Annotated in this window: 12 protein-coding genes and 2 pseudogenes; 1 reads left to right on the top strand and 13 read right to left on the bottom strand. The window is 72.3% G+C overall.

Annotated elements, in window-relative coordinates:
• Positions 1 to 40: 40 nt before the first annotated feature.
• Complete coding sequence (gene pyrR / locus ACIRF8_RS29755; protein WP_404219690.1) at positions 41 to 640, bottom strand: bifunctional pyr operon transcriptional regulator/uracil phosphoribosyltransferase PyrR; 600 nt, start codon at positions 638 to 640, stop codon at positions 41 to 43.
• Between the two features lie 242 nt (positions 641 to 882).
• Here pyrR and bldD point away from each other — a divergent pair, with 242 nt between their 5' ends.
• Entirely contained in the window at positions 883 to 1,383 is a 501-nt protein-coding gene (gene bldD / locus ACIRF8_RS29750) for a transcriptional regulator BldD (RefSeq protein ID WP_093894511.1), read from the top strand.
• A gap of 91 nt (positions 1,384 to 1,474) precedes the next feature.
• On the opposite strand, the pseudogene ACIRF8_RS29745 reads toward bldD, so the two are convergent.
• The 12 genes and pseudogenes from ACIRF8_RS29745 to mltG form a co-directional block, all read right to left on the bottom strand.
• A pseudogene (locus ACIRF8_RS29745) lies at positions 1,475 to 2,931 on the bottom strand (pyridoxal phosphate-dependent decarboxylase family protein).
• A 145-nt stretch (positions 2,932 to 3,076) separates the two neighbouring features.
• Positions 3,077 to 3,739 (bottom strand): annotated as a pseudogene (locus tag ACIRF8_RS29740) (MFS transporter); the annotation flags it as partial.
• Positions 3,740 to 3,803: 64 nt separating this feature from the next.
• A complete protein-coding gene (locus ACIRF8_RS29735) occupies positions 3,804 to 4,331 on the bottom strand; it encodes an MFS transporter (RefSeq protein WP_404219687.1) in 528 nt (175 codons plus the stop codon).
• A 100-nt stretch (positions 4,332 to 4,431) separates the two neighbouring features.
• Positions 4,432 to 4,866, bottom strand: a complete 435-nt coding sequence (gene nusB / locus ACIRF8_RS29730) for a transcription antitermination factor NusB (protein ID WP_404219685.1) — start codon at positions 4,864 to 4,866, stop codon at positions 4,432 to 4,434.
• Between the two features lie 2 nt (positions 4,867 to 4,868).
• Positions 4,869 to 5,435 (bottom strand): elongation factor P, encoded by a 567-nt coding sequence (gene efp, locus ACIRF8_RS29725; protein WP_404219683.1) that lies wholly within the window; start codon positions 5,433 to 5,435, stop codon positions 4,869 to 4,871.
• Positions 5,436 to 5,495: 60 nt separating this feature from the next.
• Positions 5,496 to 6,614: an aminopeptidase P family protein gene (locus ACIRF8_RS29720; RefSeq protein WP_404219681.1), complete on the bottom strand. Its 1,119-nt coding sequence runs from the start codon at positions 6,612 to 6,614 to the stop codon at positions 5,496 to 5,498.
• Between the two features lie 110 nt (positions 6,615 to 6,724).
• A complete protein-coding gene (locus ACIRF8_RS29715; protein WP_404219679.1) occupies positions 6,725 to 7,561 on the bottom strand; it encodes a Pro-rich N-terminal domain-containing protein in 837 nt (278 codons plus the stop codon).
• A 134-nt stretch (positions 7,562 to 7,695) separates the two neighbouring features.
• The gene (aroB, locus tag ACIRF8_RS29710; RefSeq protein WP_404219677.1) at positions 7,696 to 8,787 is read right to left on the bottom strand and encodes a 3-dehydroquinate synthase; all 1,092 of its coding nucleotides are present in this window, start codon (positions 8,785 to 8,787) and stop codon (positions 7,696 to 7,698) included.
• Complete coding sequence (locus ACIRF8_RS29705) at positions 8,784 to 9,266, bottom strand: shikimate kinase (protein ID WP_404219867.1); 483 nt, start codon at positions 9,264 to 9,266, stop codon at positions 8,784 to 8,786. Before ACIRF8_RS29705 ends, aroB begins: the two co-directional genes overlap by 4 nt.
• Positions 9,267 to 9,295: 29 nt before the next feature.
• A complete protein-coding gene (gene aroC, locus ACIRF8_RS29700) occupies positions 9,296 to 10,480 on the bottom strand; it encodes a chorismate synthase (protein WP_404219675.1) in 1,185 nt (394 codons plus the stop codon).
• A gap of 148 nt (positions 10,481 to 10,628) precedes the next feature.
• Positions 10,629 to 11,462, bottom strand: a complete 834-nt coding sequence (locus ACIRF8_RS29695; protein ID WP_404219673.1) for a shikimate dehydrogenase — start codon at positions 11,460 to 11,462, stop codon at positions 10,629 to 10,631.
• On the bottom strand, positions 11,443 to 13,107 hold the full coding sequence (gene mltG, locus ACIRF8_RS29690; protein ID WP_404219671.1) for an endolytic transglycosylase MltG: 1,665 nt from the start codon (positions 13,105 to 13,107) through the stop codon (positions 11,443 to 11,445). Before mltG ends, ACIRF8_RS29695 begins: the two co-directional genes overlap by 20 nt.
• Positions 13,108 to 13,186 lie beyond the last annotated feature (79 nt).

Genomic DNA, 13,186 nt, shown 5'->3' with positions numbered 1-13,186 from the left:
TGGCGTACGGCCCGTCGGCGGGACGTGCGCGCGAAGGTGGCTACTGCTCGGCCGTCCTGGAGTCCCGCTTGGCACCGAGCAGTACGGCGTCGCGGCCGTCCTCCTCGGCGAGCTGGACCTTGACCGTCTCCCGCAGCGACGTGGGGAGGTTCTTGCCGACGTAGTCGGCGCGGATCGGGAGCTCGCGGTGGCCCCGGTCGACGAGGACGGCGAGCTGCACGGCGCGCGGGCGCCCGATGTCGTTCAGCGCGTCGAGGGCGGCGCGGATGGTGCGGCCGGAGAAGAGGACGTCGTCGACGAGGACCACGAGGCGGCCGTCGATGCCGTCGCCCGGGATCTCCGTGCGGGCGAGGGCGCGCGGCGGGTGCATGCGCAGGTCGTCCCGGTACATCGTGATGTCGAGCGAGCCGACGGGGACGGGTCGGCCGGTGATCTCTTCGAGCTTCTCGGCCAGGCGGCGGGCGAGGAAGACGCCCCGCGTGGGGATGCCCAGGAGGACCACGTCCTCGGCGCCCTTGGCGCGTTCGACGATCTCGTGGGCGATACGGGTCAGCGCCCGCGCGATGTCAGGGCCTTCGAGGACGGACCTGGCACCGGGGCTGTGGGGATGCTGCGGGTTCTGCGCGTCGTGCGTGTCCATACGAAACGGACCCCCTTCTCCGCCTCACGGGACGGATCTTAAAGGACGTCGGATTTGCGCCACCCAGACTATCAGCCCGCGAACATCGCTGATCACCACCCTGGAGGTGCGGAAACGCCCGTTTTGGGAGAAGGTCGGTACGGACCATTCGGCTTGACGCGGCCAAGTAACGCTGCGTAACCTCACAGTGAGTTACAGCCACGCGGCGCAGCCGCATAGTGATGCAGTGTCCGGGGAGCTATATGTCCAGCGAATACGCCAAGCAGCTCGGGGCCAAGCTCCGTGCGATCCGTACCCAGCAGGGCCTTTCCCTCCACGGCGTCGAGGAGAAGTCCCAGGGACGCTGGAAGGCGGTCGTGGTCGGGTCGTACGAGCGCGGTGACCGTGCCGTGACCGTGCAGCGCCTCGCCGAGCTGGCGGACTTCTACGGGGTTCCGGTGCAGGAGCTGCTGCCGGGCACCACCCCCGGTGGCGCTGCCGAGCCCCCGCCGAAGCTCGTCCTGGACCTGGAGCGCCTGGCGCACGTGCCGCCGGAGAAGGCGGGCCCGCTCCAGCGCTATGCGGCCACGATCCAGTCGCAGCGCGGCGATTACAACGGCAAGGTGCTCTCGATCCGCCAGGACGACCTGCGTACCCTCGCGGTCATCTACGACCAGTCGCCCTCGGTGCTGACCGAGCAGCTCATCAGTTGGGGAGTCCTGGACGCGGACGCGCGGCGTGCGGTGGCGCACGAAGAGGCCTGATCGGGGCCGAACCGAAGAAACGTCACATCCGAAGGGGCGGCGCCGACCGGCGCCGCCCCTTCGGCGTTCCCCCGGGTCCGGGGCGCCCGCCTCAGATCCGGTAGAGACGTCCGACGACCTCGGGAAGGAGCCGTTCGCTCAGCTTCGGCGGCAGCGCCTGGAGGACGGCGAGCACCGGCGCCATCCGCTCGGGCAGCGGCCCGCCCTCGCCGATGCCCGCGAGGGCCAGCGCCGTCTCGACCTCCTGCGGGGTGAGCGCGTCCGGGTCGAGCGCCCCGGCGGCCTCGGCGATCGCCGGGTCGAGCCGGACGGGACCCGCCGCGCGGGCCCGCGCCACCGCCTTCTCCAGGTCGCCGAGGAGCAGCCGCACCGTCTCGTCCGCCGCGACCGCGGCCGTCACCGTCAGATGCAGATTGGCCGGCGACGCCCCGAAGGCGGGCTGCGGCTGGAGGTACCAACCGCTCCCCGCATCTCGTCCGCCACGACGAACACATCGACCTCCGTGCCCTGCCGGTCGTCGGCGGCGACCGCGAGCAGGGAGGCCTCGGGCCGCGCGAGCAGCCGCAGCCCCTCGATCCGTTCGATGCCTTCGGCGAGGGCGCGGGTGGCCCGATGCACGCGCGCCGACAACGCGGTGTAACCCTCGGCGCCGACGCGCTCGGTCACGGCCCAGGCAGCGGCGAGCGGCCCGGCGGACTTGGTGCCCTGGAGCGTCGAGGTGACCACGGGGTAGCCGGGCCAGGAGGAGTGCGCGAACCAGCCATGGCGGCGCAGTTCGGCGTCCTCGAAAAGGAGGAGTGAGGCGCCCTTCGCCGTGTACGCGTACTTGTGGAGGTCCACCGAGAGGGAGGTCACCCCCGGCACCGACAGGTCGAACGCGGGGATGTCCGGCGTGTCCCGGCCGAGGCGGCCGTCCCGGGCGGCTGTCCGCAGGTGCCCGAGGTACCAGCCGCCGATGCAGGCGTCGACGTGGCAGAGCACCCCGCGCCGGGCCGCTTCGGCCGCCACCTCCGCGACGGGGTCGATGACGCCGTGCGCGTACGAGGGCGCCGAGACGACGACCAGGGCCGTGCGGTCGGTGAGCGCCGCGGCCATGTCGGTGGGGCGCGCCTTGAACGTGTCCGGGTCGACGGGCACGCTCACCACGCGCAGCCCGAACAGTTCGGCGGCCTTGTGGAACGCGGCGTGCGCCGTCTCCGGGAGGACCAGTTCGGGGTCGCTCACGCCTCGCGTTCGACGGGCGTGCTGACGGGCCGTCAGAACCGCGAGCAGGCAGCTCTCGGTGCCGCCGCTGGTGAAGGTGCCCGCACCCCCGCCCAGCAGCGCGGTGGCCCGCCGCACCAGGTCGTTCTCCAGCTCCACGACGCTGGGGAAGGCCGTCATGTCGAGCCCGTTGACCCCGGCGAAGGCGGCGTGCGCGGCGTCGGCCAGCTCGTCGAGCCCGTCGAGCCCCGCGTCGTAGACGTACGCCATCGTGCGTCCGCCCCGGACGGGGAGATCGCCCGCGCGCAGCGTGGCCAGGCGCGTCAGGATCGGGTCGGTCGTCATGCACACCCTCCGGTCGTCCTGCGGATTCCTTGTCCGGGGCGGCGGGTGCGGCCCCGGCCGTGTCGCGCGGCCGGACCAGTTCGGCCTCGGTCAGGCGGTAGCGGGCCAGCAGCGGGAGGCTGAGGAGGAGCAGGGCGGCGGGCAGCGCGCCGAAGCCGACCACGATGGCGGTGAGCGCGGAGTCCGGCTGGGCCACCCGGTGGTCGGCGTCGGAGGAGACGAACCCGCCGAGCGCGAGCACGAGCCCGAACAGGCCGGGGCCGAGGGCGAGTCCGAGCGTCTCGCCCGCGGTCCACAGCCCGGTGAAGACCCCGGCCCGGCGCCTGCCGCTCGTGTGGGCGTCGGCGGCGATCGCGTCACCGAGCATCGCCATCGGCAGCATCCGCGGGCCGGCGTACCCGACACCGGCCACGGCGACGGCCCCGTGGATCAGCGGGGTCGGCAGCTCACGGCCGGCCGCCGCGCCCAGCGTCCCCAGCAGGAAGCAGAGCGAGGCGACGAGGGTGGCGTTCCGCTTCCCGGCGCGGCGCGCGACGGCCAGCCACAGGCCCATGGCGAGCAGCGAGGGGACGATGAGGCAGAGGAACAGCAGCGTCGTGGCGGCCGGGCGGTCGAGGATGTACGTCGCGAAGTACTGGGTGCCCGCCAGCATCAGGCCGGTCGCCGCGGCCTGGGTGACGAAGGCGCCGAGCAGCCAGGCGAAGGGCGCGTTGCCGCGGGCCGCGCGGAGTTGGGCGCGCAGTCCCGGCTCGCTCCTCGCGGGGGCGACGCTCCTGGCCTTGGCGGTCGCGGCCACGGCGGCGACCATGCCGGCGGCGAGGACGGCGCCGATCACCACGCCCATCAGCGGGTAGCCGCCCGCGCCGGCCCGGTCATCGGCGGTGGCCCCGGCCAGCAGGGGGCGCGAGGGCGCCGGACAGCAGGATCGCGACGGCCAGGAACGCCACGCGCCAGGACATGACGCGGGCGCGCTCGTCGGGGTCGGCCGTGAGCTCCGCGGGCAGGGCGACGTAGGGCACGTGGAAGCAGGCGTACGCGGAGGCCGTGAGCAGTAAGAGGACGGCGACGTACAGGGCGGCGGGGCCGCCGTCGAGACCCGGCGCGGCGAAGCACAGCGGCATGGTGAGCGCGCCGAGCAGCATCCATGAGCGGCGCGGGCCGAGGCGGCTGCGGGTGGTGCGGTCGGAGAGGCTGCCGATCCAGGGGTTGAGCAGGACGTCCCACGCCTTGGGCAGGAAGACGAGCAGGCCCGCGAGGCCCGCGGCGACGCCGAGGACGTCGGTCAGGTAGGAGAGCAGGAGGAGACCGGGGACCGTGCCGAAGGTGCCGGTGGCGAAGGAGCCGAGGCCGTAGCCGATCCGCACGCGGGCGCCGAGGCCGCCGGGGCCTGTTGGGGGCATGGCCAGAACCTAGTGAGCCCCCGGGGGACACACCAGGCCCGAAGCAGAACATCGTTCACGTTCTGCTCCGGGCCTGCGGTGGTACGTGTGCTCTGCGGCGTTATGCCTGGTCGCGGCGGAGCGAGGGCTTCAGGTCCTTGAAACGGCCCAGAAGCCCGTTGATGAACGCCGGGGACTCGTCGGTGGAGAACTCCTTGGCCAGGGAGACGGCCTCGTCGAGCACCACGGCGTCCGGGGTCCCGTCGACCCAGACCAGCTCGTAGGCGCCGATCCGCAGGATGTTGCGGTCGACCACCGGCATGCGGTCCAGGGTCCACCCGACGGCGTACTGCGAGATGAGCTCGTCGATCCGGGCCGCGTGCCCGGCGTACCCCTCGACCAGCTCCATCGTGTACTCGCTGACGGGCGGCTGCCGCGTGTCGCTGCGGGAGTGCCGGACCCAGTCGGCGAGGACCGTCAGTACGTCGGCGCCGCGCTGATCGGCCTCGAAGAGGATCTGGAAGGCGCGCTTGCGGGCCGTATTGCGGGCAGCCACGGTTAGCTGTTCACCCGGCCGAGGTAGTCGCTCGTACGGGTGTCGACCTTGATCTTCTCGCCCTGGGTGATGAAGAGCGGGACCTGGATCTGGTGGTCGGTCTCCAGCGTCGCCGGCTTGGTGCCGCCGGTGGAGCGGTCGCCCTGGACGCCCGGCTCGGTCTCCTTGACGACCAGCTCGACGGCGGCCGGCAGCTCGACGAAGAGCACCTCGCCCTCGTGCTGGGCGACCGTGGCGGTGAAGCCCTCGATCAGGAAGTTGGCGGCGTCGCCGACGGCCTTGCGGTCGACCATGAGCTGGTCGTAGGTCTCCATGTCCATGAAGACGAAGTAGTCGCCGTCCATGTAGGAGAACTGCATGTCGCGCTTGTCGACAGTGGCCGTCTCGACCTTGACGCCGGCGTTGAACGTCTTGTCGACGACCTTGCCGGAGAGCACGTTCTTGAGCTTGGTACGCACGAAGGCGGGGCCCTTGCCGGGCTTGACGTGCTGGAACTCGACGACGGACCAGAGCTGGCCGCCTTCGAGCTTGAGCACCAGGCCGTTCTTGAGGTCGTTCGTGGAAGCCACGGTTGCGGAATCTCCTGGACTGACGTGGACGACCCCGGGGGCACGCGAGCAGCCCGGAGGCTAGAGCGCGAGCAGCTCCTTGGTCGTGATGGTGAGTAGCTCGGGTCCGCCGTCCGCCTCGGGGCGGACGACGAGCGTGTCATCGATCCGGACACCGCCCCGGCCCGGGAGGTGGACCCCCGGTTCGACGGTGACCGGCACACAAGCGTCCAGTTTACCCATGGCGGCAGGGGCCAACTGCGGGTCCTCGTCGATTTCGAGCCCCACCCCGTGCCCGGTCCGCTGTGCGAGCCCGTCACCATACCCCGCCGCGTCCAGTACGTGGCGGGCGGCCCGGTCCGCCTCGCGGAACTCGGTGCCGGGCAGCAGGCTCTCCCGTCCGGCGCGCTGAGCGGCGAAGACGAGGTCGTACAGCTCGATCTGCCAGTCCGCGGGCGAGGTCCCGATGACGAAGGTCCGGCCGATCTCGCAGCGGTACCCGCGGTAGGTGGCGCCCAGGCACACGGAGAGAAAGTCGCCTTCCTCGACACGGCGGTCGCTGGGGCGGTGACCGCCGAGACCGGAGTGGGGTCCGGTGCCCACGGAGGTGGGGAAGGCGGGCCCGTCCGCGCCATGGTCGACAAGTCGACGTTCCAGTTCGAGGGCGAGGTGTCGTTCGGTGCGGCCCACGAGGATCGACTCGAGCAGTTCGCCCAGCGCCTGGTCGGCGATCTCCGCGGCGACGCGCAGGCAGGAGATCTCGTCCTCGTCCTTGACCAGCCGCACCTGCTCGACGGCCTTGTTCAGGTCGCACAGGAGCAGCCCTGGCGCGACCGAGCCGATGGCCCGGTGCCTGGCCATCGTCAGATGGTGCTCCTCGACGGCGAGCGAGTCGGCGCCCTGGGCCAGCGCCATGTCGGCGGCGGCGACGGCCGGGTCCCCGGCGGGCGCGGCCAGCACCTGCACGCGCAGCTCCTCGTCGGCCCGTCCCTCGGCGATCTGCCCGCTGGGGGGACGGGTGCACAGCAGGACGTCACCGCTGCCGTCACCGTCCCGGCCGAGCAGCAGGACGGCGCCGGGGGGCGCCGCCCCGGTGAGATAGCGCACGTTGGCGGAGCGCGACACGAGAGCGGCCGCACTGCCGCTCGCTGTCGCGCGCTCCCTGAGCCGGTTTCGTCGTGCCGCGTACGCCTCTGCCATGAGGTTGAGCGTAGGAGCGGCGGCGCCGGGCGGCCGGTTCAGCGCGTCCGGACGGGCGTCACGGCGTCCGCCGAGCGGGCGGGGTCAGGGCTGGAACGCCGATTGGTACGTCACCACTGGGGCGGGCTCGCGATGGCGCGGGCCAGTACCTCGTCCAGGACCTGGGCCGTGCCGGCCACGTCGAGCTGCGAGTTGTCGATGATCGGCAGGCCCGATCCGTACCAGCCCGCCATCCGGCCGTGGATGCGGGCGACCTCCTCGTCGCTGAGGCGGCGGTTCCCGCTGCGCTGCGCGTTGCGCTCCAGGACGATCTCCAGTCCGGGCAGCAGGACGACGGGCAGCAGACCGGGGCCGACGTGCCGCTTCCAGCCACCGAGGCCGACGACCGGCCGGTCGGGGAAGACGGCGTCGTCGAGGATGCAGGAGATCCCGTTGGCCAGGAAGTTGCGCGCGGCGAAGCCGCAGGTGCGGCGGGCCAGCCGGTACTGCGCCTCGCTGTTGTCGTTCCACCCGGTCTGCGGGTCGGCGAACCCCGAGCGCACCCATTCGCGGACGTCGTCGAGGCTGATGTGAGCCGTCGGGACGCGCCGCCGCTCCGCCCAGTGCTTGGCGACGCTGGTCTTGCCTGCGCCCGCGGGGCCGATGAGCAGCACGGCGAGGATGGTCGCGCCCGGATCGGCGGGGGCCTGCGCGGGCGGCGGGCTCGGCACGGCGACGGGGCCGCCGGGCGGGAGCTGGACATGCCCGGTGGTGTCGCGCGGCGGCGGGGCCTGCGGGTGCGGGGGCTGGACCTGGGGCGCCTGCGGGTGCGGCGGAAGCTGCGGGGCGCCGGTGAAGCCGGGCGCGCCCGGGTGCTGCTGCGCCTGCGGCGCCATGGGCCAGGGACCGGCCGGCCCGTGCCCCGGCCGCTGGGGCGGTGGCAGCGGAGATCCCACTGCGTGCTGCATCCGGTGCCACTCCGTCTCGTACAACCGTCACAAGGGCGCCGGCGATCAGGGCGCTGTCGAACGGTACCGTCCCCGGCCGCCGTTGTGTGAACGGCCGGGGAGGTCGCAAAGTGCCCTGGTGCGAACGAGCGGCGCTATTCGGCCACTTCGCCATAGGCGGCGAGCAGGACCGCGGGGTCGGGGCCCTCCAGGACGGTGGGCTTGCCGAGGCCGTCGAGGACGATGAAGCGCAGCAGGTCGCCGCGGGACTTCTTGTCGACCTTCATGGTCTCCAGGAGCTTGGGCCACTGGTCGTAGCGGTAGCTCAGCGGGAGGCCGACGGACGCGAGGACGGTGCGGTGCCGGTCGGCGGTCGCGTCGTCGAGGCGCCCGGCGAGGCGGCCGAGTTCGGCGGCGAAGTGCATGCCCACCGCGACGGCCGCGCCGTGGCGCCACTTGTAGCGCTCGTTCTTCTCGATGGCGTGCGCGAGCGTGTGCCCGTAGTTGAGGATCTCGCGGAGCCCGGATTCCTTCAGGTCGCCGGAGACCACCTCGGCCTTGACCTTGATGGACCGCTCGATCAGCTCGGCGGCGTGCGGTCCCGCCGGGGTGCGCGCGGCCTGCGGGTCCTCCTCGATGAGCTCCAGGATCCTCGGGTCGGCGATGAAACCGGCCTTGATGATCTCGGCGAGCCCCGACACGTAGTCGTGGACCGGGAGGGAGTCGAGCGCGGCGAGGTCGCAGAGCACACCGGCCGGCGGGTGGAAGGCGCCCACCAGGTTCTTGCCCTCGGCGGTGTTGATGCCGGTCTTGCCGCCGACTGCGGCGTCGACCATGCCGAGCACGGTCGTGGGCACGGCGATCCAGCGCACGCCGCGCAGCCAGGAGGCGGCGACGAACCCGGCGAGGTCGGTGGTGGCGCCACCGCCGACGCCCACGATGACGTCGGAGCGGGTGAAGTTCGACTGTCCGAGCGCCTTCCAGCAGTACGCGGCGACCTCGGCGGTCTTGGCCTCCTCCGCGTTGGGCACCTGGATGGCGACGACCTCGAAGCCCTGCTCGGCGAGGTCCTCGCGGAGCGCGTCCCCGGTCTCGGCCAGCGCCTCGGGATGCACGATGGCGACCCGCTTGGCCCGGTTCCCGATCAACGAGCCCAGTTCGCCGAGGAGTCGGCGCCCGACCAGCACTTCGTACGGGTCGGTGCCGGCCGTGCCGCCGACCTGGATCCGGGTCACTTCGTCGCTCATGCCTGCTTCAACTCCAGTGCGTCGAGGACGGCCTGGGCCACCTCGTCGGGACTACGGCCGTCGGTGGCCACGACCACCGTGGCCGCCTCGGTGTACAGATGCCGCCGCGCCTCCATCAGCTCGCGCCACTGCTTGCGCGGGTTGACGGCGAGCAGCGGCCGGGCCACGTTCAGGCCGGTCCGCCTGGCCGCCTCCTCGACGTCCATCGAGAGGTAGACGACGTGCTGTCCGGCCAGCAGGGCCCGGGTGTCGGCGTCGAGGATCGCGCCGCCGCCCAGGGCGAGGACGCCGTCGTGCTCGGCGAGCGCCGCCGCGACGGCGGCCTTCTCCAGGGCCCGGAAACGTGCCTCGCCGTCGTCGACGAAGATCTCCGCGATGGTGCGGCCCTGCGCGCCCACGATGTCGTCGTCGGTGTCGCGGAAGACGCAGCCGAGCCGCTCCGCGAGCAGGGAGCCCACGGTCGACTTGCCCACGCCCATCGGTCCGACGAGGACGACCTTCGGGCCGGTCACCGGATCTGGAGGTGGTCGAGGTACGAGGTCACGTTGCGCCGCGTCTCGGGCACGCTGTCGCCGCCGAACTTCTCGGCGACCGCGTCCGCGAGGACCAGCGCGACCATGGCCTCGGCGACGATCCCGGCGGCCGGGACGGCGGAGACGTCGGAGCGCTGGTGGTGCGCCTGCGCGGCCTCACCGGTGACGACGTCCACGGTCTTCAGGGCGCGCGGCACGGTCGCGATCGGCTTCATGGCGGCCCGGACCCGCAGCAGTTCACCGGTGGTCAGGCCGCCCTCGGTGCCGCCCGAGCGGCCGGAGACCCGGCGGATGCCCTCGGGGGTGTTCACGATCTCGTCGTGCGCCTGCGAGCCGGGCACCCGCGCCAGGTCGAAGCCGTCACCGATCTCGACGCCCTTGATCGCCTGGATGCCCATGAGGGCACCGGCGAGCCGGGCGTCGAGCTTGCGGTCCCAGTGCACGTGCGAGCCGAGGCCCACCGGGACACCGTAGGCGAGGACCTCGACGACGCCGCCGAGGGTGTCGCCGTCCTTGTGGGCCTGGTCGACCTCCGCGACCATCGCCTTCGACGCGTCCGCGTCCAGGCAGCGCAGGGGGTCGGCGTCCAGCTTCTCCACGTCGCCGGGCGTCGGGTACACGCCCCGCGGCGCCTTGACCCCGCACAGCTCGACGACGTGGCTGACGATCTCGATGCCGGCCGTCTCCTTGAGGTACGACCGCGCGATCGCGCCGAGTGCGACCCGCGCCGCGGTCTCCCGGGCGGAGGCCCGCTCCAGGATCGGCCGCGCCTCGTCGAAGCCGTATTTCTGCATGCCCGCGAGGTCGGCGTGGCCGGGTCGGGGCCGGGTCAGCGGGGCGTTGCGCGCGAGGTCGGCGAGGACGGCGGGGTCGACCGGGTCGGCCGCCATGACCTGCTCCCACTTGGGCCACTCGGTGTTGCCCACCATCACCGCGACCGGCGAGCCCAGCGACAGTCCGTGCCGGACGCCGCCCAGGAAGGTGACCTCGTCGCGCTCGAACTTCATCCGCGCGCCGCGCCCGTACCCCAAACGCCGCCGGGCCAGGTGGTCCGCCACCATCTCCGTGGTGATCGGAACGCCGGCGGGAAGCCCCTCCAGCGTCGCGACAAGTGCGGGTCCGTGCGACTCCCCCGCGGTCAGCCAGCGCAACCTGCTCAACGGTGCTCCCTCATGCTCGCGCTCTGCGTTACGGCTCAACGGGCGGGCACCCGGGTGCGCGGCCCGGCCCACCGTGTGACCCCGATCCTCCCATGCCGCGCCGCCGGGCCGTCGCCCTGTCCCGCCCTGCGGACGGCGCGGTCAGGCGTCAGCCACGTGCGCGCAGCGCGGCCTCGCGCATCGCGGCCAGCACGGGCCGCTCCTCGCCCGTGAACTGCTCGAACTGGAAGACCGCCTGGTGCACGAGCAGGTCGAGGCCGCTCAGCACCGGGCCGCCCCGCCGCTGCCAGGCCGCCGCGAGCGCCGTCGGCCACGGGTCGTACACCACGTCGAACAAGGTCCCCACGCGCGTGGGCACCTCGTCCGTCAAATGGTCCGTGCCGCCCTTGGGTGTCGTGGAGATCACGAGCGGCGCCTCGAAGGCCCCCGCCGCCTCCGCCCAGTCGGCGGTGCGCACGGCGACGCCGAGCCGTTCGCCCCAGCCGCGCATCTCCTCGGCCCGCTGCTCGCTGCGTACGTAGGCGACGACCTCCCCGGAGCAGATCCGGGAGAGGGCGGCGAGCGCCGAGGAGGCGGTGGCTCCCGCGCCGAGGATCGCGGCCGACCCGACCTTGTCGACACCGCGTTCGTGGAGCGCGGCCACGAGCCCCGGGATGTCGGTGTTGTCGCCGGTCCGCCGCCCGTCGGGATGGAGGACCACCGTGTTCACGGCCTCCACGGACGCCGCGGTGTCGGTGATCTCGTCGAGCAGCGGGATGACGGCCCGCTTGAGCGGCATGGTCAGCGACAGGCCGGCCCAGTCGGGTCCGAGCGTCGCGAAGAAGCTCCGCAGCGCCGCCTCGTCGACGTCGAAGCGGTCGTACGTCCAGTGGTCGAGGCCCAGCGCCGCGTACGCCGCGGTGTGCAACTGCGGGGAGAGGGAGTGGGCGATGGGCGAGCCGAGCACGGCGGCTCTGCGCGGATCAGTTGCCCTGGCTGGCATTGAACTTGTCCCTCAGCCTCTCGAACTCGGCGTGCGTCTTCGCGAACTCCGTCTTGTTCATGCCGTCCGTCGCCACGAAGTACATCCAGCCGTCGCTGGTCGGGCGGAGCGTCGCGGCGAACGCCTCGTCGCCCGGGTTGTCGATCGGCCCGGGCGGGAGCCCCTTGTTCGTATAGGTGTTGTACAGATCCTTGTTGCTGTTGATCTCGGACTCGCCAATGTTGATCTTGCTCTGACCCTTGAGGTAATTGAAGGTCGAGTCGAACTGGAGGAGCTGGTTGGTCTCCGTGTTCGTGGGCTTGAGACGGTTGTAGACCACCTCCGCCATCCGGCTGAAGTCGTCGTGCGTCTTGCCCTCGGCCTGCACGAGGCTGGCCACGGTGAGCAGTTCCCAGGGGTTCTGGAGCCCCAGGCCCTTGGCCTTGCCCTCCAGGTCGAGCTCCGTGTACCTGTCGTTGGCGCGGGCGACCATGTCCTTCAGGACCTTCTCGGGCTTCATGCCCTGGGCCGCCGCGTAGCTGGACGGGTAGAGGAAACCTTCGAGCGGGTCCTTCACATCGGGGTGGTTCATCGCCCAGGCGGGCAGACCGAGGCTCTTGTAGTCACTCTTCGCGACCTTCGCCGTGGTGCCCTCGGCGATCTTGAGCTTTTTGTCGATCAGCTTGTAGACCTGGGCGTTGCGCGTGCCCTCGGGGATCGTCAGATTCGCGCGGCTCGTCGGGCTGAGCATCAGATCGACCGTGCTCGCGGCCGACATCTTCTTCTGCAGCACGTAGGCGCCGGCCTGGATCGTGTTGCCCTTGGGGTCCGCGGACTGCGCGGCGACGAAGGCGTCGACGCTCTGGACGACACCGGCCTCCTTGAGCACCTGTCCGATGGCGTAGCCGCCCGCGTCCTTCGGGATGACGACGGTGACCTTCTCGCCGTTGCCGTCGCCCGCGTAGTCGGGCGCCGCGCCGAACCGGTCCTGGTAGAACTGGTAGCCGAAGTAGCCGACGCCGCCGACACCGGCCGCGAAGACCGCCGTCAGGACGAGGCAGGCGCAGCCGCTGCGCCGCTTCCTCGGTTTCTTGCCGCCGCCGCGTGCGCGGCGGGCGCCCCGGCTCTCCTGCTCGTCGTCGTCCTCGTCGTCACCGCCGCTGAAGAACGCGTGTTCTCCCTGGTCGGGGCCCGCGTCCCACTCGGTCTGCTCCGGTTCGGGCGCGCGGCGGCGGCCGGGCGGCTCGGGCGGCGGGTAGGCGCCGGGGGTGTGGTAGTAGTCCGGCTCTTCACCGCTGTACGCCGCGGAGTGCCCGGTGTTGTAGGGGTCCATGGGGTCGGTGCCGTACGGGATCTGGCCGTGCGCGGCGCCGGTGTCCCAGCCGCCCTGCTCCTGCCGGCCCCCGTACGACTGCCCGCCGTAACCGGGCTCCTGGCCGTACTGCGGGTCCTGTCCGTACCCCTGCTGCTGGCCGTGACCGGACTGCTGTCCCGTCCCCCAGTCACCTTCGTAGGACTGTGCCTGCGGCTGCTGCGGGTCGTAACTCCCCTGGCCGCCGTAGGCGGGCCGGCCGGCTCCGGCCTGCTGCCCCCACCCCTGGTCCCCGTACAACGGGTCCTCGGGGTGCCACGGTTCGGAGCCCTGGCCCCGGCCATATTCAGTCATCGGTCCCCTACAAGCCGCGAGGCGGGGAGGAGCCCATGTCCGGTCGGTCAGGAGGGCAACCGTTCCGCCTCTTGATGCT

Source organism: Streptomyces sp. NPDC102406, from assembly GCF_044765725.1.
GTDB lineage: Bacteria > Actinomycetota > Actinomycetes > Streptomycetales > Streptomycetaceae > Streptomyces.
The sequence above is the reverse complement of the archived record's forward strand: the minus strand, read 5'-3'. Positions and strand labels throughout refer to the sequence as shown.

What these genes read in the sequence shown, in the direction of transcription:
- bldD (WP_093894511.1), top strand. Translation starts at nt 883, where the DNA reads ATGTCCAGCGAATACGCCAAGCAGCTCGGGGCCAAGCTCCGTGCGATC.
- pyrR (WP_404219690.1), bottom strand. Translation starts at nt 640, where the DNA reads ATGGACACGCACGACGCGCAGAACCCGCAGCATCCCCACAGCCCCGGT.
- aroB (WP_404219677.1), bottom strand. Translation starts at nt 8,787, where the DNA reads ATGAGCGACGAAGTGACCCGGATCCAGGTCGGCGGCACGGCCGGCACC.
- ACIRF8_RS29705 (WP_404219867.1), bottom strand. Translation starts at nt 9,266, where the DNA reads ATGGGCGTGGGCAAGTCGACCGTGGGCTCCCTGCTCGCGGAGCGGCTC.
- ACIRF8_RS29720 (WP_404219681.1), bottom strand. Translation starts at nt 6,614, where the DNA reads ATGGCAGAGGCGTACGCGGCACGACGAAACCGGCTCAGGGAGCGCGCG.
- mltG (WP_404219671.1), bottom strand. Translation starts at nt 13,107, where the DNA reads ATGACTGAATATGGCCGGGGCCAGGGCTCCGAACCGTGGCACCCCGAG.
- ACIRF8_RS29715 (WP_404219679.1), bottom strand. Translation starts at nt 7,561, where the DNA reads ATGCAGCACGCAGTGGGATCTCCGCTGCCACCGCCCCAGCGGCCGGGG.
- ACIRF8_RS29695 (WP_404219673.1), bottom strand. Translation starts at nt 11,462, where the DNA reads ATGCCAGCCAGGGCAACTGATCCGCGCAGAGCCGCCGTGCTCGGCTCG.
- ACIRF8_RS29735 (WP_404219687.1), bottom strand. Translation starts at nt 4,331, where the DNA reads ATGCCCCCAACAGGCCCCGGCGGCCTCGGCGCCCGCGTGCGGATCGGC.